This is a genomic window from Butyricimonas synergistica DSM 23225 (assembly GCF_000379665.1).
Classification (GTDB): Bacteria; Bacteroidota; Bacteroidia; order Bacteroidales; family Marinifilaceae; genus Butyricimonas; species Butyricimonas synergistica.
In genome coordinates this window covers 343586-364886 of record NZ_KB903359.1, presented here as the reverse complement: position 1 = coordinate 364886, position 21301 = coordinate 343586, and the positions used below count along the sequence as shown (strand labels likewise).

General features: G+C 46.5%; 21 protein-coding genes. 3 read left to right on the top strand and 18 right to left on the bottom strand.

Features of this window, described 5'->3' with window-relative positions; translation table 11 throughout:
- Positions 1–2: 2 nt before the first annotated feature.
- Entirely contained in the window at positions 3–704 is a 702-nt protein-coding gene (locus A3CY_RS0101585) for a hypothetical protein (RefSeq protein ID WP_018336133.1), read from the top strand.
- A gap of 4 nt (positions 705–708) precedes the next feature.
- On the opposite strand, the gene A3CY_RS0101580 is transcribed toward A3CY_RS0101585, so the two are convergent.
- The 4 genes from A3CY_RS0101580 to A3CY_RS0101565 all read right to left on the bottom strand — a co-directional run bounded on the left by A3CY_RS0101580 (position 709) and on the right by A3CY_RS0101565 (position 4363).
- A complete protein-coding gene (locus tag A3CY_RS0101580) occupies positions 709–1308 on the bottom strand; it encodes an aminotransferase class IV (RefSeq protein ID WP_018336132.1) in 600 nt (199 codons plus the stop codon).
- A gap of 19 nt (positions 1309–1327) precedes the next feature.
- The gene (locus A3CY_RS0101575; RefSeq protein WP_018336131.1) at positions 1328–2299 is read right to left on the bottom strand and encodes an aminodeoxychorismate synthase component I; all 972 of its coding nucleotides are present in this window, start codon (positions 2297–2299) and stop codon (positions 1328–1330) included.
- An 86-nt stretch (positions 2300–2385) separates the two neighbouring features.
- The gene (locus A3CY_RS0101570; protein WP_018336130.1) at positions 2386–3132 is read right to left on the bottom strand and encodes a lysophospholipid acyltransferase family protein; all 747 of its coding nucleotides are present in this window, start codon (positions 3130–3132) and stop codon (positions 2386–2388) included.
- Positions 3116–4363: an MFS transporter gene (locus A3CY_RS0101565; protein WP_026207194.1), complete on the bottom strand. Its 1248-nt coding sequence runs from the start codon at positions 4361–4363 to the stop codon at positions 3116–3118. Before A3CY_RS0101565 ends, A3CY_RS0101570 begins: the two co-directional genes overlap by 17 nt.
- Before the next feature lie 162 nt (positions 4364–4525).
- Between A3CY_RS0101565 and A3CY_RS0101560 the strand changes: the two genes are divergently transcribed.
- Positions 4526–5098, top strand: coding sequence for an anthranilate synthase component II (locus A3CY_RS0101560; protein WP_026207193.1), 573 nt, complete (start codon positions 4526–4528; stop codon positions 5096–5098).
- On the opposite strand, the gene A3CY_RS0101555 is transcribed toward A3CY_RS0101560, so the two are convergent.
- From A3CY_RS0101555 to A3CY_RS0101545, 3 genes are all read right to left on the bottom strand, one after another.
- Entirely contained in the window at positions 5099–6736 is a 1638-nt protein-coding gene (locus A3CY_RS0101555) for a B12-binding domain-containing radical SAM protein (RefSeq protein WP_018336127.1), read from the bottom strand.
- A gap of 208 nt (positions 6737–6944) precedes the next feature.
- Complete coding sequence (locus A3CY_RS0101550; protein WP_018336126.1) at positions 6945–7784, bottom strand: mechanosensitive ion channel family protein; 840 nt, start codon at positions 7782–7784, stop codon at positions 6945–6947.
- Between the two features lie 16 nt (positions 7785–7800).
- The gene (locus A3CY_RS0101545; RefSeq protein WP_040371381.1) at positions 7801–8397 is read right to left on the bottom strand and encodes an acyl carrier protein phosphodiesterase; all 597 of its coding nucleotides are present in this window, start codon (positions 8395–8397) and stop codon (positions 7801–7803) included.
- Positions 8398–8462: 65 nt separating this feature from the next.
- Between A3CY_RS0101545 and A3CY_RS0101540 the strand changes: the two genes are divergently transcribed.
- Complete coding sequence (locus tag A3CY_RS0101540) at positions 8463–8978, top strand: NlpC/P60 family protein (RefSeq protein WP_040371234.1); 516 nt, start codon at positions 8463–8465, stop codon at positions 8976–8978.
- Between the two features lie 84 nt (positions 8979–9062).
- Here A3CY_RS0101540 and A3CY_RS23410 read toward each other — a convergent pair whose 3' ends face one another.
- From A3CY_RS23410 to A3CY_RS0101485, 11 genes are all read right to left on the bottom strand, one after another.
- Complete coding sequence (locus tag A3CY_RS23410; RefSeq protein WP_018336123.1) at positions 9063–9197, bottom strand: hypothetical protein; 135 nt, start codon at positions 9195–9197, stop codon at positions 9063–9065.
- Positions 9198–9264: 67 nt separating this feature from the next.
- Entirely contained in the window at positions 9265–10965 is a 1701-nt protein-coding gene (locus A3CY_RS0101535; protein ID WP_018336122.1) for an FAD-dependent oxidoreductase, read from the bottom strand.
- Positions 10966–10983: 18 nt separating this feature from the next.
- Positions 10984–11286 (bottom strand): thioredoxin, encoded by a 303-nt coding sequence (gene trxA, locus A3CY_RS0101530; RefSeq protein WP_018336121.1) that lies wholly within the window; start codon positions 11284–11286, stop codon positions 10984–10986.
- Between the two features lie 56 nt (positions 11287–11342).
- Positions 11343–12203, bottom strand: a complete 861-nt coding sequence (locus A3CY_RS0101525; protein ID WP_018336120.1) for a nitroreductase family protein — start codon at positions 12201–12203, stop codon at positions 11343–11345.
- A 304-nt stretch (positions 12204–12507) separates the two neighbouring features.
- Positions 12508–12762, bottom strand: coding sequence for a hypothetical protein (locus tag A3CY_RS0101515; protein WP_240388110.1), 255 nt, complete (start codon positions 12760–12762; stop codon positions 12508–12510).
- 193 nt (positions 12763–12955) lie between these two features.
- Positions 12956–13513: a hypothetical protein gene (locus A3CY_RS0101510; protein WP_018336117.1), complete on the bottom strand. Its 558-nt coding sequence runs from the start codon at positions 13511–13513 to the stop codon at positions 12956–12958.
- Between the two features lie 29 nt (positions 13514–13542).
- A complete protein-coding gene (locus tag A3CY_RS0101505; protein ID WP_018336116.1) occupies positions 13543–14157 on the bottom strand; it encodes a hypothetical protein in 615 nt (204 codons plus the stop codon).
- Positions 14158–14172: 15 nt separating this feature from the next.
- A complete protein-coding gene (locus A3CY_RS0101500) occupies positions 14173–15720 on the bottom strand; it encodes a RagB/SusD family nutrient uptake outer membrane protein (protein ID WP_018336115.1) in 1548 nt (515 codons plus the stop codon).
- A 6-nt stretch (positions 15721–15726) separates the two neighbouring features.
- Positions 15727–19242: a SusC/RagA family TonB-linked outer membrane protein gene (locus A3CY_RS0101495; RefSeq protein WP_018336114.1), complete on the bottom strand. Its 3516-nt coding sequence runs from the start codon at positions 19240–19242 to the stop codon at positions 15727–15729.
- Between the two features lie 104 nt (positions 19243–19346).
- Positions 19347–20537, bottom strand: a complete 1191-nt coding sequence (locus tag A3CY_RS0101490) for a FecR family protein (RefSeq protein WP_018336113.1) — start codon at positions 20535–20537, stop codon at positions 19347–19349.
- Positions 20538–20661: 124 nt separating this feature from the next.
- Positions 20662–21234 (bottom strand): RNA polymerase sigma-70 factor, encoded by a 573-nt coding sequence (locus A3CY_RS0101485; protein ID WP_018336112.1) that lies wholly within the window; start codon positions 21232–21234, stop codon positions 20662–20664.
- Positions 21235–21301: the final 67 nt, after the last annotated feature.

Genomic DNA, 21301 nt, shown 5'->3' with positions numbered 1-21301 from the left:
CCATGAAAGTACACACTCTATTATTAGTATCTATTATCTTCATCCTCTGCGGATGCAAAAATAACACGAAAACCAAAGAATCACGCCAACCCTCGACGTTCGCGGACACCGTGTTGAGTGCTATGCCTATCCCCACCTCCGACTATTACTTCGCGGGAGAATACGTGCTCGAGGGCAAAAAAGCCACACTAAAAGATTGTGCCACGGGCGAATCGCTCGTCATCGCCTTCGGGGAAACCTCCTACAAGGTAGAGAAAGAATACACGGCGTTACACTTGCCGGAGGGGACTCCCGTTTACGCCCGGTTCTACGGTTACCTCGTGCCCGGTGACGAGGCGGAACAAACCCCGTCGCCCAAGCTGGTAATCACCCGCATGGTCAGCCTCAACCCGGAAGCCACGTGTCTGCCCTCACGCCTGCTGACGGGAAGTTACTTCACTTACATACCCAATAATATCAAACCGTCCGAACGGTTCACGTTCACGCTTTACCCCGATTATACCTACAAGTTCAGTATTCTTGACATCGCAGCTAACACGTCGAGAGAAGCCAACGGGACTTGGTATCTGCTAAAAGAAGATTATATTCAATTCGCCAGCAACCCGCTCACGAATTTCCGCAGTGAAGTATTCGTCAATTACGACAAGATGGAATTGACGTTCAAAAACAGTAAACGAGTATATTACCAGGAAAATCCGGAATAAATGATCAATATCTCACGGCATCCGTCGGGAGCGACACGTTATCCTCTAGTCCGATCATCGCGTTGACCAAATACAACCGATCGTAGCGGGAAAGTTCTGTAACCGGAATAGAGCGCACCTGCACGTCCCCCTCGTCAATCAGGCGGCGGCGACAAGTTCCGTCAAGCAAGAAGGTGTCGGGCGTGTACAAACCCGTGGCATCTTCCAGCACGACATTCGAGAAGGAAGTATCGGTAATCATCCCCCGCCGCACGATAAGCACGTCGTCACATCCCTCCCGCAGCGCAAGCAAACGTTCGAGCCCAGAACGATCAGTGGATTTAAAAGCATAATCTATCCCCTCCCCCTCGACTAACCGCAGGGAAGCGATCTGTCGGAATACATACGGGGTGAAAGTCACTTCCCTCACCATCGTATCGTACACCACCCGGCATTTGACCAATCCTCGGAGTAACTCGTCCGGTATTGCCCACCCGGACAAATCCCAATCCAAAGAACAACCGAAAACGGCAAGCGCCGTTGCCCGTGCCCTCCGTTCGTGATAAGCCGGATGGCAAAACTGACCGTCATATACCTTGATTGTTTCTACAAAACGACGCTCCATTTTATCTCGTATTTCAATTCTAACATCCTGTAAACGGTAAATACACCTTTTTCAATACTTCCTCGTACTCTGCCCGGCAATCGCTATTAATCGTGATCCCCCCGCCACTACGAAAATAGAACTGACCGTCACGCCGTTCGACAAATCGGATCATCACTGCCGAATCGAATTTCTCGCCATCAAAATAACCGAATACCCCTGTGTAATAACCTCTCGTTTCCCCTTCCGCACGGGCTATAATATCCAGTGTAGAGGGTTTCGGCGCACCGGAAATAGAACCGGCAGGCAATAACTCGAAGACAATATCCCCCAACCGGGAAAAATAATCCCCCTTCAAGTCCCCCGCCACCTCGGAACTCACTTGCAACACCTCGCCATTGCTTGTATGCAAGCGATCGATATAACGGAAACGGGGAACCCGCACGTTCTCGGCTACCCGGTTCAAATCGTTCCGGATCAGATCGACTATCGTGTAATGCTCGGCACGTTCCTTGTAATCCTCCAAGATCACCCGTTCGGCATCCGGCACCCGGGCATCGATAGTGCCTTTCATCGGGTACGATGAAATCACCCCTTTGTCTATCCGCACGAATATCTCGGGAGAGAAACAGACAAATTTCCCCGGCAACAGTAAACGATAAAGCGAACGTGCCCGGTGGAATATCCCCTCCAGCGTCCAATCCGTTTCAAGGGCGGTAGCCACAGTCAGGTTTAGCAAGAACGAATCGCCCCTCATCAGTCCCCGCCTTACTGTATTGAATTTACCCTCATACTCTTTACCGGAAACGGGATGCGGTATAAACACCTTTCCTGCCGGAAAATCTATTCGGGGCGCATTCGTCACACCCCCTACCTCAAAAAGGACGTCCTGCTGTTGCAAAGGAGAAGGTATAAAAAAGCCCCCAGTCAACTCAAAATCCACTCCAAACAAGAAAGGTTCCCGTCGACCTCCCCATTGGTTCATTCGTTCTCTTACCTCGTTCGCCGTCATTCCTAATTTATGATTTATGATTTCTCCCCACTTGTCAACGCTTCTACGATCCCCTCTAACTCCTCCTTACACAGGAGGAGCCACTTTCAATTGTAAAAGAAGTGCTTAAGGCAACACTTTTTTTCTTCACCCTCGACATTGTAAAAACTCTCCAAGAAACGGTTAAAAGGTTGCCGTCCCTCTGCCGTGTAACGTATAGCCTCTTCCGTGATATCTTCAAAAGTAATAGTTACGTCCCGGCGAGGCACAAAAAAAATCAAATTCGCTAACACGTAAAAGATACCCTTCAGGTAAGTCCACAGGAAATCAGGTGATTTCCCCGTCTTCGCCCTAGACCACATACTACCCCACAAACCTTGAATCCGCACCCCCACGACACGTACCCCGTCCGGCAACTGGCGGCACACTTGCCAAGTACCCTGTTTATTGCCGACACGTTCGAGTCCCCCGTTAGTCAATTGTCCTGCCGGGTAAATCAACACATTCCTCCCCGACGCTAAGGCATCCACCACGACCTTACTCAATCCCGCGACAACTTCCACGCCCCGGCGGCTCTTTTCAAGATCAGGAACCCGCACGGCACCCATCAAATGGAGTATCTGTGCCACGATAGGAATCTTAAAATACCCTTCCGTCACCAGCGGGGATACATCCGTGTATCGCAACAATTGGGAACACACGATCTGCGGGTCTACCGAAGCCTGATGGTTCGGCAAAAACAGCGTAGTCCGCGGTTCTTTCAGCAATTCCTCGCCTTTCAGATGAACCCGATAACGAACACTCAACACTCCCCGGTAAAAAGCCGCTAATACTCTTTTATACCTTGCTACCATAGAAAAATCTTACTATCCTTAAATTGCGGAACCGCTCCCGCACCTCTGCCACCCGGGTAAACAGGATAGCAGTAATCGCGAACGTGAGCACCGCAAGAAATATAAATACAATTCTGGAATCAAAAAACATCCCGATCACCCCGAAACATCCCGAGGCAAAAAGCATAAACAGGAACGTGATCAAGTTCGAGTAAGCCAACATATCTCCCAACTCCCGTCCCTTCACGTTTGCTTGAATCCACGCATCCAACGGCACCTTGAACATACCACTGAAAAAGGCTGCAAGGAATACCAGTATGGCAAAGAATACCCCGCCGGCATCAAAAATAAAAATTGTCAAGAGCACCAATCCCGTGGTGATACCTCCACACGGCACCAACCCCAACTCCACGTCATGCCGGGACAACACTCCCGCAAGATAACAACCCGAACCGATGCCGATAGCCGCCAATGACATCACGATACCCGTTTCCGAATCGCTCATTCCCAAGTCGGAACGACAATACACGATAAGCACCATCTGTATCATGGCACCGATAAACCAAAACGTGGCAAGCCCCACCACGATAAGGTTCAGTCCCTTGAAAGCCTTCGCCCGCAGGAACATATCCTTCACGAACTTCACGGGATTCAAAGTTTCGTGACTCTCTTTCATCGGCTCGCTCTCGTTCGCCCGAATCGTCAGACTCGCCAGCCACCCGAAAAGGGCAACCCCGAAAAGAATCACGCACAGAACCGGAATATCCACGCTCTCCGACAAGAAAGCCGCCATCAAAGTACCCGTGAGGATACCCACGAAAGCAAACATTTCCATCGCTCCCGAACCGAAAGATATACCTTCCTCTCCCCCGATATCCCGTATCAAACCGTACTTGGAGGGCGAAAACAATGCGCTCTGCAATCCCATGAGCAGAATTGAGCCCAACACGAGCGACGTCGAATGAGTCAGGAAACCAGCCGCCGCCACGAGCATAATCAACATCTCGGCGAACTTCGCCCAGACCACGATCTTCCGCTTCGGGTAGACCTTCGCCAAACGCCCCGCCAACGGGGAAAATAACAAATAAGGAATCACCAATGCTGCCGATGCCAGCGTAACGACCATAGACTCATTCTCCTTGCCAACCCAAGCGATGCAAATAAAACACGCTAAGGTCTTCAGAAAATTATCATTCAATACTCCCAAATAGTTCGTGAAGAACAAGGAGAACCAATTTTTTCTTTTTACCATAATTACACAGTTACAAATGACAGCTTACAAGTTACAAACATGTGTACCCCCGGGAATTACGCACTTCTCCCGAAAAACTGTCCTGCCAAAGGTAGTTTATTTCACCCCGAATTCCTACTTTCGCACCCGGAAAGAGTTCATAAAGTTTATAAGATTATCCTAATGAAACGTATTTTAGTCATCGACAATCACGATTCGTTTGTCTACAATCTGGTTCAGATTCTGCGTGAAAACGAGCATTGTCAATTCGATATTGTTTATAATGACCGCATAGACTTTTCTGTTCTAGGACAATACGAAAAGTTGCTGCTCTCCCCCGGTCCGGGCATCCCGTCGGAAGCCGGCGCCCTGCTCGCCCTCATCGACCGATGCAAGACCACACACTCTATTCTCGGCGTATGCCTCGGGCATCAAGCAATAGCCGAATGTATCGGTGCACGCCTGCAACAATTGAACTACCCGAAACACGGGCACCCGAGCTCTCTAACGATTGTCGACCCCTCGGATATTCTCTATCAAGGTATTACCTCCCCCGTAAAGGTAGGACGTTACCACTCGTGGGTTATCGCCCCGCATACCTTACCTCCCTTCCTGAAAGTAAGCGCACTCGACGAAGACGGCAATATCATGTCCTTCTATCACGAAAGCCTCCCCCTCCACGGGGTACAATACCACCCCGAGTCGATCATCACGACTCATGGCAAGGAAATCATAAATAATTGGATTATTCAATAACTAAACTTCTTTGCAACAAACGAACAAAGGTTTCGAAGCAGACCGTCCCCGGTCAAAACCGAACCAGTATTCCTTCACGCCATCCGGTAGATAATACATCCGCATAATATCCGTGTACTCACCCGCCAACACGGTGATTCCCGTCGGAACGCCGTCGTTCCAGGGTTTCAGCCGCCGACTGGGTTCTTTGGCAAAAGGAATGCCCGCCACGATCCACGCCACGGAAATATCCGTCAGATATGCCGAATAGCGGCTCTCGCAAAACTCATATAGCAAAGTCCCCCGCTTTTCCAGACTCAGAGGCTGTTCCAACACCTCCAATTCCTCCAACCATGCCAAGAAATCCGGCAAGAAACGCTCGTCATGCACGATCAGACACCGCACGACTTGCTGCCATGCGCTGGCGTTATAAAAGCCGTCAATCAAGCGGGACAACAAGCGAGCCTGCCGCAAATCCTCCACACTCATCTCCCGGGTACACAATACCTCGTAAGGCACGTCCGGAGAATACACGATCCCCAACTGTCCTGCCCGTTCCCGCATCACCGTTCCGGGCAATAGTTTCAACAATTCCAACTGAATTTCCCCCGTGCCGAAAGAAGCCAGCACCCGCACATCGGCGATCATCTGCTCCAACGTGTAGAGGGGCAATCCCGCTATCAGATCAGCGTGCACGATCAAGTTCGGCAATCCCGCCAAATAACGCAATCCGTCCAATGCCGCCTGCAAGCTGCCTATCCGCCGACAAGCCTGTAACACATCCTCCCGCAAACTCTGAATCCCCGCTTCCAGATGCAACAATCCGGCAGGTAATTCCCGCAACAACGCTTTCACTTCCCCGGAAAGCAAAGCGGGGTGTATCTCCAAATGGAAACGCATATCATGAGCAAACTCCCGGAACAATTGCAGCAAACGGATAGCTCGCTCCGAACTCCCGTTAAAAGTACGGTCTAGCAAACGAATATCCCGAATACCATGTTCCCGAATCGTAATTAACCGTTCCCGAATCCGCTCCACGGAAAGTACCCGCACGGGTTTCTCCGCACCGCTCACGCAAAACGCACAAGTATTGAAACATCCTCGTGTGGTTTCCAACTGCACGAAAGGCTTCGACCAATCGAAAAAACAACTCGCTTCCGGTATCCGCAAACGGTCGAACTCCATAACCCTTGCCAGCCCCCCGTCATGATATTCCTCCCGTTCGTCCAACCAACAAAGCCCGGTGATAGAATGCCAAGCCTCCGGGCTATCATATACCCGCAACCACTCGTGAAAACCAATCTCCCCTTCTCCACGGAAAACGCAACTCACAAAACGATGGCGCCGCAAATACGCCTCATTATCGCCCAGCATTTCCGGTCCCCCGAATATAATCGTGCATTCCGGCAATAACGCTTTTACACGGGAAGTAATCTTCAACAACACCTCGTGAGTGAACAACCACGCCGTGGCAGCCAACACATCCGGCTTTCTCTCCACGATCTCCGCCACCACACTTCCCACGTTCGAATTAATCGTCACCGACACCTTTCCCCATGTTACACGCCCCTCATCTTCTTCCGCTTGGGCATGGATAGCCGGGAGAGCCAAAGAGGAATGAGCGTACGATGAATTCAAATCTAACCAGACTAATTGCATGACAATGAGTTCGTAAAGTTTATAAAATTTATAAGGTTTACTAAATTCTTTTCGAGTCGCAAGGTAATCAATATCTGTTCCAGATCAAAGAAATTGAAAATGGATTTCCTTAAAGAACTACCCCCTCTAACTCCCCCTGTGTAAGGGGGGAGCCGGAAGGGGTAGTTCGGGAATGAAAAGTTCATTTTCAATTCTCCATTTTCAATTCTTATTGGTGCAAGTGTACGTCCAGCTGCGGGAAAGGAATATTCAGCTTTTCCTCTGCGAAAGTCTTGTACACCTTCTCGTTCATGTCAAAATAAACACCCCAATAATCGGGAGCGTTCACCCAAGCACGAACTACGATATTGACGGAACTCTCACCCAAAGATGTCAAAGCAATAAAATAAGCCGGATCTTTCAGCACACGGGTTTCCGCATCCAGCAAACGGCTAAGCACCTCTTTTGCCTTCGTGTAATCATCCCCGTAAGCGATGCCGAATTCCCAATCCACCCGGCGGGTAGCTTCCTTGGAATAGTTCTTCATCAACCCCGTGGACAAACCTCCATTAGGGATGATAATCACCTTATTATCAGCCGTTGTAAGGATCGTATTGAATATCTGAATCTCTCTTACCGTACCGCTTTGTCCCTGCGCCTCAATAAAATCACCTACCCGGAAAGGCTTGAACAACAAAATCATCACTCCCCCGGCAAAATTCTGAAGCGTACCGCTCAATGCCATACCGACGGCAACACCGGCAGATGCAAAGAGAGCGATAAACGAACTGGTTTCAATCCCCAGTATCCCGATAATCACGATAATCAACAACAGGTTCAACGTGATGCTCACCAAACTCCTCACAAAAGTAGTCAAAGAAGCCTCGACCTCCCGTTTTATCAAAATCCGGTTCAACAACTTGTTCAAGCGTCGAACAATCCAACGTCCCACGATCAAAACAAGTAATGCAAACAAGATTTTAGAGCCGACGGCAATCCCCAAATCAACCATCTTGCTCAAAAATACGTCCATAGAAACATTGGACGGACTAGTAAATAATTCTTCCATACTCCTCTTTTTATATTTAGTTAATAATCAAGTCTTCATTCAACTTCGCATGACACATCTCCCACACATCCGGCAAGAACCGCTCGAATATACCCTGCAACTGCATCCGGTTCGCTACCAGAAACTCGATCGCCCTATCCGGCTCCACGCCCAAATGTTTATACTCCACCATAATTTCCAACGAACGCCGGATGCCCGACAATGAAGCATACTTCACCAAACGGTTCGTGAGAATAAAATGCCACAGGAACCCCTTAAAACGCTCCGGCAAATAACGGTAGTTTCTCACTAAAGCCACGTAGAATCCCAAGGTAAACCGCCATAAGGACTTTCCCGTGTAGCGCTTGAACCCCATCGCCAAAAAGTAGTCGAAGTAAATATCCGTCATCACTCCCGCATATCGCCCGAACTCCCCTCGCAACAACTCGATCGCCTCACGCACCAACGGATGGTGATCCGTGTAATCGTCGATCGCCCGGTGCAATAATATCCCTCTCCGGAAATCAATCGGATACTTCTCGTAGGCTCGCCCTTTCACTGCATCCCCCACGAAGTTTCCTATTTGTACCTTCCGGTTATCTCCTGAAAGAAATATATGTGCCAAATAATTCATCCGTGCAAAAATAAGAAAAACCTCAAACAAATTAATTATCTTTGCCAAATAAGCACATAAATCACATGAGAAACATACTATACTGGAGCATTCTTTTACTGGCATTGGTATTATCTTCTTGTAGTTCGACACAACGGCTTGCCGTCCAGAAAAGTAAAACCGAACAATTATCCCGCAAATTAGGCTTCACAGTGAACAAACGGGACAATCTCCCCTTATTCGAAGAAGTTAGCCTCTGGCTCGGGGCGCCCTATCGTTACGGGGGAACCAACCGCACGGGTGCCGACTGCTCGGGGTTCGTGGGTTCCGTGTACAAGAACGTGTATCACAAATCATTGCAACGGACAGTAGCGAACATATACAGTAAAGACTGCCAACGTATCGGGAAACGCCGGGTAAAATCCGGAGACCTCGTGTTTTTCAATTTCTCCAAGAAAAAAAGAAGAGGATTAACCCACGTGGGCATATTCCTCAAGAACGGGTACTTCGTCCATGCCAGCACATCCAAAGGCGTTATCGTCAGTCACTTGAGCGAGAACTACTACAAAAAAGGATGGAGAAAATCCGGAAGAGTGTGGTAATTCCCGTTTCATTCCCAACACCCGGTAAAGTCAATAAATTCAAAGATTGCACGTAATCGGTAAGCTCATCGTTAATTACCGTCCCTACCGACTGGTAAGGGTCAGATCAATACTTTTATTCCCTGCCGGAATAACTGTTTCCTTATCATCATCATCGCTACAACAGCTATACGCTATTCCCATGATGACGGTCAAAATCAAAATTGCAAATCGCTTCATGCCTTCATTCGTTAGTTTAGTTTTCTTTTATAGCGAATGAAGGCATCTAATTGTTTCACAATCTGTTTTACTTTTTACCTACCGGACCCGAACAAGGCACCTCGTGAGGATTCACGGGAGCACTCGCAGTGACCGTGGCATACGTCCGGTATCCCCCGTTCAGGTTCATCACTTCGTAACCGAGTTGCATCAATACCCGTGCAACAATGTATCCCCGCAAACCAATGGCGCAAAAGACCACGATAGTCTTATCCTTCGGTAGATTCTTGTATTCACCTCGGGAACCATCCAACGGAATATTCACCGCTCCCGGTATCGTTCCTTCTGCAAATTCTGCCGGCATCCGGACATCTACCAGCATGACTTTCCCGCTATCCATTGCCTGCAATTCCCGCCAGCCGATCATCTTCACCTTGCCGCTCAACATATTATCAGCCACGAAACCCGCCATATTCACCGGGTCTTTCGCCGAAGAATAAGGAGGCGCATATGCCTGTTCCAATTCCATCAAGTCATACACCGAACCACCTTCCCGGATCACCGCGGACATCATCTCCAAGCGTTTGTCCGCCCCATCCGAGGCTACCGCCTGCGCTCCCAGCAATTTTCCATCCCCCGGGGAAAAGTTGATCTTAATATCCATCATAATCGCTCCCGGATAATACCCCGCATGTGAAGCCCCATGAATAATGGCTTCCCGGTAAGGCATCCGCAATCGGTCGAGCATCTTCGCCGACAATCCCGCGGAGCCGACCGTCAAATCAAACACCTTGGCAATAGCCGTATTGATCGAACCTTTATATTTTCGTTGATTACCGTAAACGATATTATCGGCACATATCCGCCCCTGCTTATTAGCGGGACCAGCCAGAAATGCCAACGCCGGGCGACCGCTCACGGGATTCAGGAACTCGATAGCATCCCCCACAGCATATATATCCGCATCGGAAGTCTGCAAATACTCGTTCACCCGGATACCACCCGTTTCCCCGATCTCCAACCCTGCCGCTTTTGCCAAACGGGCATCCGGGCGCACACCGATAGAGAGCAACACCATATCTGTCTGCATCACCAACCCGCTTCGCAGTTCCACCTCGATACCGTCCTCCGTCTGCCGGAAAGCCGTCACCGCCTCCTGCAAATAAAGTCCCACGCCTTTCGCTCTCAGGTGTTGGTGTACCACTGCCGCAATCTCGAAATCCACGGGAGTCATCACTTGATCTGCCATCTCCACGATCGTAACCTCTATACCGTACTCGTACAAGTTTTCCGCCATCTCCAAACCGATAAACCCGGCTCCGACAATGACTGCCCGCTTCACGTCACGCTCGTCCACGTACCCTTTCACCCGGTCGGTATCGCTCACGTTGCGAAGCGTGAATATCCCTTCCGTATCAATCCCCGGCAAAGGCGGACGCACAGGTTCCGCTCCCGGCGACAGTACCAACTTATCGTACGTTTCTTCATAACGCTTCCCGGAACGCAAATCATGCACCCGAACCACTTTTCTTCTCGGTTCAATTCCCTCAACTTCCGAACATACCCGGGCTTCGATATTAAAACGAGCGGCAAAACTCTCCGGCGTCTGCACGAACAGCTTTTGTCGCTCGTAAATCACATCTCCAATATAGTAAGGTAATCCACAATTCGCATAAGAGATATACTCACCTCTCTCGAAAAGGATTATTTCAGCATTTTCATCCAGCCTACGCAAACGGGCTGCCGTAGAGGCTCCTCCCGCCACACCACCGACTATCACATATTTCATACACAACGATTTTAAATGTCAGACATACTGTTCTATAATCTGCTGCAACTGCGCCGCCTGCACCACCCCGCTATTATTCCACAACATCCGCCCCTCCTTAAACAACATCAGCGTCGGCACCGACTGAACCTGATACAAGTACACCGGCTGGCGATTAGCCGGGACATCCACGTCCACTTTCAGAATAATCACCTTATCTCCCAACCGTTTCTTTACCTCCTCGAGTATCAGGTGCATCATCTTGCAAGGTCCACACCAGGTAGCGAAAAAATCTACCAGCACCGGCTTGTTGCCATTAATCAATTCATTGAACTTGTCCATAGCTTTCATTATTTTCGTTAATTTATAACCGATATACGTCTACCGGTAAAGACAAGTTATTCCAATCGAGCCACTTTTATATCCTTCCGGTCGATATAATTCGGGTAGCGGAAAGCCGGCATCCCCAGAGCCATAATCGCATGGATATGCCCGTCGATACCGAAAGACTTCGCCAGTCCCCTTTTTTTATCCTGCTTGATAGCGGACATCACGAATCCCATGTACACTTGGCTCACCCCCAGGCTCTCCGCCACTAACGAGGCATTCTGGTAGGCAAGATTGCAATCCTCACACCCGAAACGGTTCGACTTCGGCGAGTGAATCAGCAACAATGCCGTGGCATGGCGCAATATCGGATCATTACCCGCTTGGTCTTCCCGAACCAACCGTTCAAAAACGGGTACGTACCTGTAAACCCCTTTCAGCAAAGGCTTCAATAAAGATTTTAACACCGGGTTCTTCAATTTCTTCAATACCCCGTTAAAGATCCCGAGCGTGTACTCGCTTACCTCCCTCACCCGCTTCGGGTCGGTTACCAGCGTGAACGCCACGCTCTGCGCATTCGTCGCCGTGGGAGCCCGATGCGCCGCCTCCACGATCATATCCAGCATCTCTGCCGGCACGGGAGTCTTCGTCATCGTCCGGTTTGACCGCCGTACCTTGCACAAAAGCATCATCTGCTCCGGCGTTGGCAACAGCGTGTAATCAATCGGGTGCACCTTCTCCGCCGGGAAATCACTATGCCTCACCGCTCCCGTCGGACAAGCCGCTGCGCAATGCCCGCACCCGATGCACATCTCCTCGTGCTCGATACCTACTACTTCCCCCACCTTCACCTGCGTAAAAATCGCCGCCGGGCAAACCTTCACGCATTTTCCACATTTTACGCAACTATTTTGATCTATACTTAACGTCATATAATTTACTTACCTATTAAAAAACTTTATCTTCATCCGGAACCGAACTATAAAAAAGTAACAAAAAACTCATAACCCATACTTCACCTCTTCATTCGGAAATTTAATACAATACAAACTTAAGAAAAAATCTCCAATTTTCGCCATTTACACGTCATAAAGAAGAAGAGGTCAGGTCTCACTTCCCCTTTTCGAGTACATCACCTGTACAACACCCGTCGTCACCGGTGTTGTACAGGTGCACGTCAAGTGTTTCCCGGGACGGGTTATACATGTTTACCTGTTATTTTTCAAAAACTTATATTTATACAAACCTTTCACCTTTCCTAAAAAACGAAAACGGGAGTAAACGTCTTCCCTGTAAGCGGGATTCACAAGGAAATCCTGCTTGCCATATAGATCGTGTTCCCGACCAGGCGATTCTCGAGCACAAGACCATCCGGTACGCATCATTGTACCAAACGAAAAATCGATCGTTACGGTAACGATCATTTACCACGACGACATTACCTGTCAGGAGGCTGTTTTCCATTTCTTTATCATTTTGTTTCTGTTCCATAATATTGTGATATTATGTCCCGAGAAACAGGCCTCCCAGCAGGAATCTTTAAATATTTCACGAAAAAACGGGAAACCTCTCTTGCACGCACTAAAAAGATTCCCCCCGGTGAAAATTAGGAATAAGTAATCTTTTATTCTTAAAACAATACCCTCAAATGTTTTTCTTACAAATAATTATTCAGACACGCGGACTATTTCACTATTACTGTAAAAATATCTTCAAAATCGACCTCATGACCGGGACCTCTGAAATTCAATGAAATTTTATAGCGTCCGATAGGAATATCGTGACGGCAAGGGACAGTAAACGTTCCATCGCTTCTCACTGTAATATATTCCAATAACTTATCCACGTTTCCCGTGTCCGTCGTTACCCTCGTAATGGTAACATATATCGGATTAGTCCCCTCCACTCCTTGAATCTGGGTACTCACCCAAGGGATATCATACCGGCCTCTATCCGTGTCAGGTCCCTTGCTCTCAATTTCTTCATAAATACCGGCACCGTGCAAAAATTCTACCCAAGATTCAATAGTAGGGTATCCATAATCTTTGAAATTTACCCAATCATTATAATAACGATCCCATTCAGGATTGGGAACCATCACGGAAGCCGTATCCAACTTGATTTTCACGACTAAACTATCTGGATCATACCCGGCATCACCCACGTAAAGAAATCCTTCCGGAATATCCTGACAAGCAAAAAACAAGCAAATACCCGCTAAACAAAGTAATATCTTTCTCATCTTCAATTCAGATTATTAATTTATGACTTTTACTCTAAAATATAATTGTAATTGAGCGCATGCACAACTCCATTCAATGGTTGAATATCCGCAGAAGAAATAGGAATACGATGATCTTCATCCAATGACCAAAAATTCAATGTCACGGGACCAGCATCCGGCACGCCCTGATACTCTGATCTCTCCCGGTAAAAGCGCACGACATTCCCATACAACATCGTCACGTCTGTTCCTCCATCTTGCTGCGAATCATTAATATAATAATCCATATTCCGAAAATTGACATCATCCTTCAGGATTTTTCCTTTAGCCACATGTTGCAACAAGATTCTACGACATTTATTCCGAGAAAGATCGCTCACGCTATCCACCTCATACTCGTACACCAAACGTTCAACAGACATACTGGGAATACCCAAAAAAGTAATCTCCGGTAATGTATCCACTTTCCCCTCGAACAAATCAGTCAAACCTGCATACTCGATCATCTTCACCGTGTATCCCCATAAATAATCGTCCTTCCGCAAATAATCCATAATCGAACAATCGTGATAAGGACTACAAATCCCAGTATCAATAATAGTTTGCTTCGTGCACCCCATAGAAGCAATCAATATGCTGAAAACAATAAAAAATCTTTTCATCTCACTTTGTATTAATTATTTATATTTTTGCCAATACGTATTTTGACGTAATTTCGGATTACGGCGGAAAGCCGTTTCATTGATCGCCCAAAACAATATGCCATCCACATAGTCTTGATCAGTGGCTTGACGGTAACCGGTTCCCAACATCGTTTTCACGTATTGATTACGAATGATATCGAAATAACGCGTTCCCTCGAATAACAATTCTTTTTCCCGTTCCTTAAAAATGGCCATACGCAAATCACCGTCATACTCGTCTGCATTATAGAGTTTCGCTTTTGCACGTAAACGAATTATATTCAAATCGGCTATAGCCAAATCGTTTTTCTGTAAATGAACACGACATTCCGCTCTCAACAAATAAATATCTGCCAAACGCCACCAGATCCGGTTCTGGTCGATATGGTCAAATCGCCCGACCTCGTCTCCAGATGTCTTTACTGCAACCTTCCGGTATTTGTAAGGATAAGCAAAACCTCCGGTCGCAGAATCCCCCCTCTGTTCCATCTCGTCGAATTTATAAAAATAAGCGTCACGTCTTAAATCTCCCTCCGGATACAATTTTCGAACTGTTTCATTATAAATTTGTATATACCTACTTTTAATATCGTCAAAAGTTGCCTCCGGCATCGGGTAAGCTTGAAGAGCTATGGCCCAAAAATCGTTGGTGGACGTAAAATTTCCCAGCTCATCCCAAAAATTAACGAACACGCTTTCATATATACTCTCCGCATCACCTCCAGCTAACACTTTCGTACACACATCTTCCGGAGTATTAGCCAATCGATAAATTCCACCAGGAACACCCGTTTCCGAACCAATGATCGCCGTACAAGCCTTTTCCGCCTCTTCCCACAATTTATTTTCGTCGTAATTCCGTTGAGAAGGTTGAGCGAAATATTTTCCACCAGCCTTCCATGCGCACAAATTAGCCAACACGGCATTTGCGGCTCCCTTACAAGGAGCAGATTTAAACCGGACTGCGTTCCCGTTGGAATCCAAGACCTTGTCGAAATCCGGCAATAACGCCACGGCTTTTCTTGCCAAATCTATAGCATGATCAGCTATTTCGGTCCAATAAGATTTCGCCCTAGTTTCCAAGGGAACATCTTCCTCCACCAACACGCAATCCCCCCACAAACGCACCAAATCCAAATAAGCCAAAGCCTTGTAGAAATAAGCCGATCCCTTGTAATAATCCTTTCTATGTTCCGGGATAGAGAGCCGATCAATAAAATGAAGCACGACATTAGCACTAGCGATCACCAAATAATAGGATTCCCATGATGACGTTGGCATTTCTGTAAATTCTATATTACGAGTACGATAATAAATCGTCGTATCACAAAACACACCTTTTATCCACGTGTAACAAATCGTTTGATTCGATAAATCTCCCCGCACCATAGACTGCGTCGAATTTAAAGCGCTCTCCACATCTAATTCTGTTTCCAATCCGTTTCGGAAAGTAATCGCATTCTCGGGAACCATATCCAATTCGTCCTCACAGGACAGAATGGTTATCACGCATAATATTATTAATCCGATTTTTCGTATCATACTACTTTAGAATTTAACCGTTAAACCTATTGTGAATTTTCTAGCCAAGGGATAATTCTTTCCCCCGTCCATTCCCGTTCTAATATCAATAGTTTCAGGATCCAATCCCGAATAATTAGTGAAGGTCAATAAATTTTCACCGCTAGCAAATACCCGGATTTGTTTTAAACCGACCTTAGAACTCCATGCCTTCGGCAGAGAGTAGCCGATGGTCATCGTTTTCAATTTCAACCAATTCACCTTTTCCACGTCTCTGTCTGTAATCCAACTATCTTCTCCCCCGTATTGATAATCAGGCTTATCTCCTGGTTGTGACCAGAAAGTAATCTTGTTTATATCTGCAAGGAATGGTCCCGGCGTATTGCCGATGCTATTCAACGTCATTTGGTTCACCGTGTAACGTCCGACTTGATAACTCATTGAAATATTGATATCCAAATTTTTCCAGGTAAATTCACTGACCAAACCACCACTGAAAAGCGGAAGAGGACTACCAATCTTGACCATATCTGCACTACTAATCATTCCGTCACCATTCACATCAATATATTTAAATTGTCCCGGTCTCAAATACGTACTTTTACTTCCCTCTATAGTCTGGTAACATTTATTGCCTAACGCATCCCAATAAAACGGAATATCATCTTGGTAATCGATAAAACCATCTGTTTTCATCACCGAAATCTCGTTCAAACTCCTACCAATCACCCCTCCGACCATATCCCTGCCATCTGAGGTTTTCTCCACGCGATTCCAATTTCTTGCCCCGTTCACGGATAATTTCCAATACAAATCTTGCTTACGAAAGATTTCATATTTTATCAACAACTCCAACCCCTCATTTGAAACTGCCGCACGATTCCTCCATTGCTGATAATAACCGGAAACTGTCCCCAAACCGGGTAAACTTACCCTTCCTAACAATTTATCCGTGTAGCGGTAATAATAATCCACCACGACCCCCAAACGGTAATTGAAAAAATCAAGATCCAAACCGAAATCGTACTGATCCGTTTCTTCCCATGATAAATCTTCATTCCATAAACCTTGATCATAATCCGGAGTTAAGGTGGAATTTCCTTCCGTCGGTTGCCCTACCTCCATTGTTCCTAAAGCTAAATAACAATTATCGAAATCCATACCGGAGCGCCCCCAACTAGCTCGAAATTTTCCGTATGAAAGCCATCCCAAGTTATCCTTCACGAAAGATTCTTCCGAGAATGCCCATCCCGCCGCAACAGAAGGGAATGTTCCCCACTTGTTATTCTTCCCGAAAGTAGAACTGCCATCCCGACGAAAACTGGCTGATAACAAATACTTTCTTTGATAATTATATTCCAAACGCGCAAAATAAGAGATTAATACCTTTTCCTGCATATCCGACTGGTAGTGCTTGAACGCTATATACTTCATATAATCTCCATATCCCTCCGTACCCAAAGCCGGGAGTGACGCTGGCGCATAATAAATTTTATCACTGGGTGAATTTTGCGCATATCCCATATTATAATCCGTTTGATCATACTGATACGAGAATCCCGCGACACAATTCACGTTATGATCTTCATTGAACGTCTGCTTGTAAGTTAACAAATTTTCATTCAACACCATTAAATTGATCCCTTGTTCCCCCGTGCTGTTTGAATAACCACTAGAATTCAAATACGAAGGGGTAAACGTGTTACGACGATTAATCGCATAATCGGCAGACAACGAAGTTGAAAAATTCAGTCCTTTCCAAATATCATAAGCCAAACGAAAATTGGAACGCAAACGTATGGAACGATTTTTCTCTTTTGTTCCTCTCAAATTTTTCAACACGTAATCCCAAACGGCAGAACCTTCCCCCGGATTCAAACTACTCAATTCATATGGATCACCGGGTACAGTTTCAATATCACCGGAACTATTTCCCCGCCGCCGATTGGCCAAAGAAGCGTTGAAACGCATATCTACCGACAATCTGCTAACGGGGCGAACGGTCATGGATGAATTCAAGTCGATTCGAGAATAACTCGTACCCCGCAAAATCCCCGTTTCATCGTAATATCCCAAACCGATACTATAATTCATTCGCTCCGACCCAGCATAAGTCTGGATATTAGCATTCGTAACCTTCCCGTGGTGATAATAAACGGGAAAGAAATTTGTAGCATTGTTGTAAAAAACATTTAAACTATCATGTAAAATACCACCACCGTTATTTTGATTATCAGGTCGCGGTATCCAGTAAGAATCCAAAGTACAGTTATAAATATGGTCCCACACCTCTTTATGTGATGTTGGGTAGCGGTAAGTTTTCGTTTCTTGGTCCAAGTATGCTTTCAAATTACGATATTTATAAGCATATAACCGATGTAAACGTTCTTCTCGTCCAATTGTTATCGTCGGCAACTCCGGCAAAATAGACCAAGATTGAGAGAAATTTGCAGAAAATGTGGCGTCTTGTCCCTTCTTTCCCTGCTTGGTTGTAACAATAATCACCCCGTTAGCAGCCCGAGAACCATAAATAGCCGCAGAAGAAGCATCTTTCAACACTTGCACCGACTCAATCATATCCGGATTTAAATCTGCCAACATATTCGTCCCGGTTACCGGAGATGTGAATGAATTCATCGGCACCCCATCCACTACCCATAACGGATTAGAAAAACGCCTATACAAATCTTGATCAAGCGAATTATATCCACGAATAACGATAGCCGTGCCTCCTCCCCCGGGAGAACCAGCCATATTTGTAATATCCATTCCGGCGACACGCCCCTGCAACAAATTAGCAATACTCGGGGAAGGGATCCCTTCCAACTCCTCGGCTTTCACAACCGAAATAGACCCCGTAGTCTCTCTTTTCGTCGTCTTTCCATAAGCTACCACAACGGTCTCGTCCAATGCCTGAACGTCTTCTTCCAAATAAACACGAAGCGTATCTTTAACCGTTATTTCACTAAACGCCACAATCTTTTTCTTGAAACCAACAAACGAAAATTCCAACGTTCCTTTTTGCAAGGGTAACTCGATAGTAAACCATCCTTTTTCATTCGTTGCCGTACCAACAGCCAATCCGACAACTTTCACGGTCACACCCGGCAACGGCAACTTTTGAGTATCATACACGTAACCTTTCAGCCGTACGGATTTCTTCTCCGGCTCTTGCTTTGTTGCCACCTTAATAATCACCAAGTTGTCGTCAAAAGAATACGCCAATCCCAAACGAGGCAACAAATCTTCAAGCACGGTCTTTAATTCTTGGTTTTCCACCCGCACACTCACGTCCCCCCGTTTCACGACATCCCGGTGATTATAGAGGAAACTATACCCCGTCTGCCGTTCCAACTCCTGAAAAACCTTCTCCAGTGGTACGTTTTTCAACTCCACCGAAACTTTCGATTGCTGCGCATGCACGGTCGCATGCACCTGCATCAAACTGCAAATCAGAAAAATAAACACAATTTTCATCTTCATCATCCATTTTCGGACAAAAATCCTTCCTCCAGATCTTGTCCGGTTCGATTTTTTTTTCATACCTTTATACTTTAGAATTTTACTTGGCATGTCGGTCAAAATTACCACACTCCGACCCACATGCTTAAACTAAAAGCTGTTCAATGTCCATGCGAACAGCTTTTTTATCTTACTTTAATAAAAACATTATTCCCTTTTATATCAAATGTCACATTTTCCGTTTGCTCGAATTTATCCAGCAACACACGAATATCCTCGTACCGTTTCACCTTTCCCGTGAACTCAACCTGTTTCGCACTCTCGTTCTGGTAGAACACGTTCACCTCGTACCATATCGAAAGTGTCGTCATGATTTCCTCCAGTGTCGTCTGCCGGAATTTGTAATACCCGTCTTTCCATGAAGTGTACTGTTCAGTGTCCACCATCCTCACGTCTGCCTCACGACTATTTTTGTCATACACGAACTGTTCTCCCGGCACGATCCGGAAACTCTTCCCAACACACGCCACCTCCACACTTCCCTCAACAAGAGTCATCGCCACCTTTCCCAATTTCTCGTAAGCATTCACGTTAAAAGAAGTTCCCAACACTTTCACATCCATCATACCCGTGCGTACCCAAAACTCCCGTTCGCTATCTTTTGCCACCTCGAACCACGCTTCCCCTTTCAGGAAGACCTCTCTCCTGCCTTCACCGAACGCCTCCGGGTAACGAATTTCGGAGCCGGAATTTAAAAACACTTTTGTCCCATCCGACAAAACAAGCTGATATTCCCCGTTCGCGGGAACTGTCAACGTGTTGTATATCATTTCTCCCGACGCCTCCTTGCTTTCGATTCCCGAGTACACCAGCGTATTCCGCTCATTCGTGATCCGCAATGCCGTGTCCGCCAGAATCAACTCACTCGTGTCCCGTTTCAACAGCACAACCTCTCCACCACCCAGCGTCAACACCACTTGCCCGCTTCCCGGTTCCACCCGTTCCCCGGTCACCCGCAATTTCCCCTCTTCCGGCTTCATCCATACCATTACTCCTACACCCAGCATCAACAACACCCCTGCCACGCTCGCTCCATATCTCCACCAACTCATCCGCCGCACTTTCTCCTTTTTCTTCAACTTTATCATCGTCTTCTGCATCTCTCCCTCCAACCTCTCGTAAGCCTTCTCACTATCCAACCCTCCCTTCAGCCTCACCAGCCTCACGACTTCGCCCAACTCTCCCGTCACCATCCTGTACATCTTCTCATTCTCACGACTCACTCCTCGCCACCTGTTCACACGCACACGCTCCTCCTCCGCCACCGGCTCTCCCACTAACTCTGCCGCTATAATTCTCAAAATTTCATCTTCCATAATCCTTGTTTTACCCTATAACACCGCCACCCCCCGAATCATGTGACAGGAATCTTCATTTTTTTGCAAAAAAAATTCACGACAACAATACCGTCATCGCGAATTCGTGCAAAACGCACTATAATTATTTCGATTTCAATCTTTTATATAAAAACAGCAATACCGTAAACATTTGCTTTTCCAGTTTCTCCCGTAAAAATTTCAAGGAACGAGTCAATTGGGTACGGACGGTATTGATACTGATTTGCAATTGATCGGCAACTTCCTGGTACTTTTTCCCCTCTGCACATATCATCATAAAAACACGGCGGCGTTCCGGGGGAAGCTCGTTTATCACGGAATAAAGGAGTTCAATCTCCTCCTGCTCATCTTCATACATTATCTCCGACACGGGCATTTCTGCCATAACTTCTCCATGGCGGGCTTCCCGACGTTTACTGTTCCGCAAATCGTTCAACGCAACATTCTTGACTAAACGAAACATGTACTTATCCAAACCATCGACAAGATTCTCGTAAAGAGTGTTTTCCCAAACATTCATGAAACAATTCTGCACGACATCCTCCGCCGCATCCACATCCTTAAGAATATTCGTGGCATACAAAACCAACACGTCATGATACTCCAAGAAAAAAATCTTAAACGCATTTTCTTCTCTGTTTTTCAACGCTGCTAATATTTCTTCCGCCCTTTTCATTCATGCCATGTTAATTCCACAAATTAAATAAATATATTACAATAACACATCATATTTAATTTACTTT

Coding starts and splice junctions, on each gene's coding strand:
- A3CY_RS0101585 (WP_018336133.1), top strand. CDS start 3: ATGAAAGTACACACTCTATTATTAGTATCTATTATCTTCATCCTCTGC.
- A3CY_RS0101580 (WP_018336132.1), bottom strand. CDS start 1,308: ATGGAGCGTCGTTTTGTAGAAACAATCAAGGTATATGACGGTCAGTTT.
- A3CY_RS0101575 (WP_018336131.1), bottom strand. CDS start 2,299: ATGACGGCGAACGAGGTAAGAGAACGAATGAACCAATGGGGAGGTCGA.
- A3CY_RS0101570 (WP_018336130.1), bottom strand. CDS start 3,132: ATGGTAGCAAGGTATAAAAGAGTATTAGCGGCTTTTTACCGGGGAGTG.
- A3CY_RS0101565 (WP_026207194.1), bottom strand. CDS start 4,363: ATGGTAAAAAGAAAAAATTGGTTCTCCTTGTTCTTCACGAACTATTTG.
- A3CY_RS0101560 (WP_026207193.1), top strand. CDS start 4,526: ATGAAACGTATTTTAGTCATCGACAATCACGATTCGTTTGTCTACAAT.
- A3CY_RS0101555 (WP_018336127.1), bottom strand. CDS start 6,736: ATGCAATTAGTCTGGTTAGATTTGAATTCATCGTACGCTCATTCCTCT.
- A3CY_RS0101550 (WP_018336126.1), bottom strand. CDS start 7,784: ATGGAAGAATTATTTACTAGTCCGTCCAATGTTTCTATGGACGTATTT.
- A3CY_RS0101545 (WP_040371381.1), bottom strand. CDS start 8,397: ATGAATTATTTGGCACATATATTTCTTTCAGGAGATAACCGGAAGGTA.
- A3CY_RS0101540 (WP_040371234.1), top strand. CDS start 8,463: ATGAGAAACATACTATACTGGAGCATTCTTTTACTGGCATTGGTATTA.
- A3CY_RS23410 (WP_018336123.1), bottom strand. CDS start 9,197: ATGAAGCGATTTGCAATTTTGATTTTGACCGTCATCATGGGAATAGCG.
- A3CY_RS0101535 (WP_018336122.1), bottom strand. CDS start 10,965: ATGAAATATGTGATAGTCGGTGGTGTGGCGGGAGGAGCCTCTACGGCA.
- trxA (WP_018336121.1), bottom strand. CDS start 11,286: ATGGACAAGTTCAATGAATTGATTAATGGCAACAAGCCGGTGCTGGTA.
- A3CY_RS0101525 (WP_018336120.1), bottom strand. CDS start 12,203: ATGACGTTAAGTATAGATCAAAATAGTTGCGTAAAATGTGGAAAATGC.
- A3CY_RS0101515 (WP_240388110.1), bottom strand. CDS start 12,762: ATGGAACAGAAACAAAATGATAAAGAAATGGAAAACAGCCTCCTGACA.
- A3CY_RS0101510 (WP_018336117.1), bottom strand. CDS start 13,513: ATGAGAAAGATATTACTTTGTTTAGCGGGTATTTGCTTGTTTTTTGCT.
- A3CY_RS0101505 (WP_018336116.1), bottom strand. CDS start 14,157: ATGAAAAGATTTTTTATTGTTTTCAGCATATTGATTGCTTCTATGGGG.
- A3CY_RS0101500 (WP_018336115.1), bottom strand. CDS start 15,720: ATGATACGAAAAATCGGATTAATAATATTATGCGTGATAACCATTCTG.
- A3CY_RS0101495 (WP_018336114.1), bottom strand. CDS start 19,242: ATGAAAAAAAAATCGAACCGGACAAGATCTGGAGGAAGGATTTTTGTC.
- A3CY_RS0101490 (WP_018336113.1), bottom strand. CDS start 20,537: ATGGAAGATGAAATTTTGAGAATTATAGCGGCAGAGTTAGTGGGAGAG.
- A3CY_RS0101485 (WP_018336112.1), bottom strand. CDS start 21,234: ATGAAAAGGGCGGAAGAAATATTAGCAGCGTTGAAAAACAGAGAAGAA.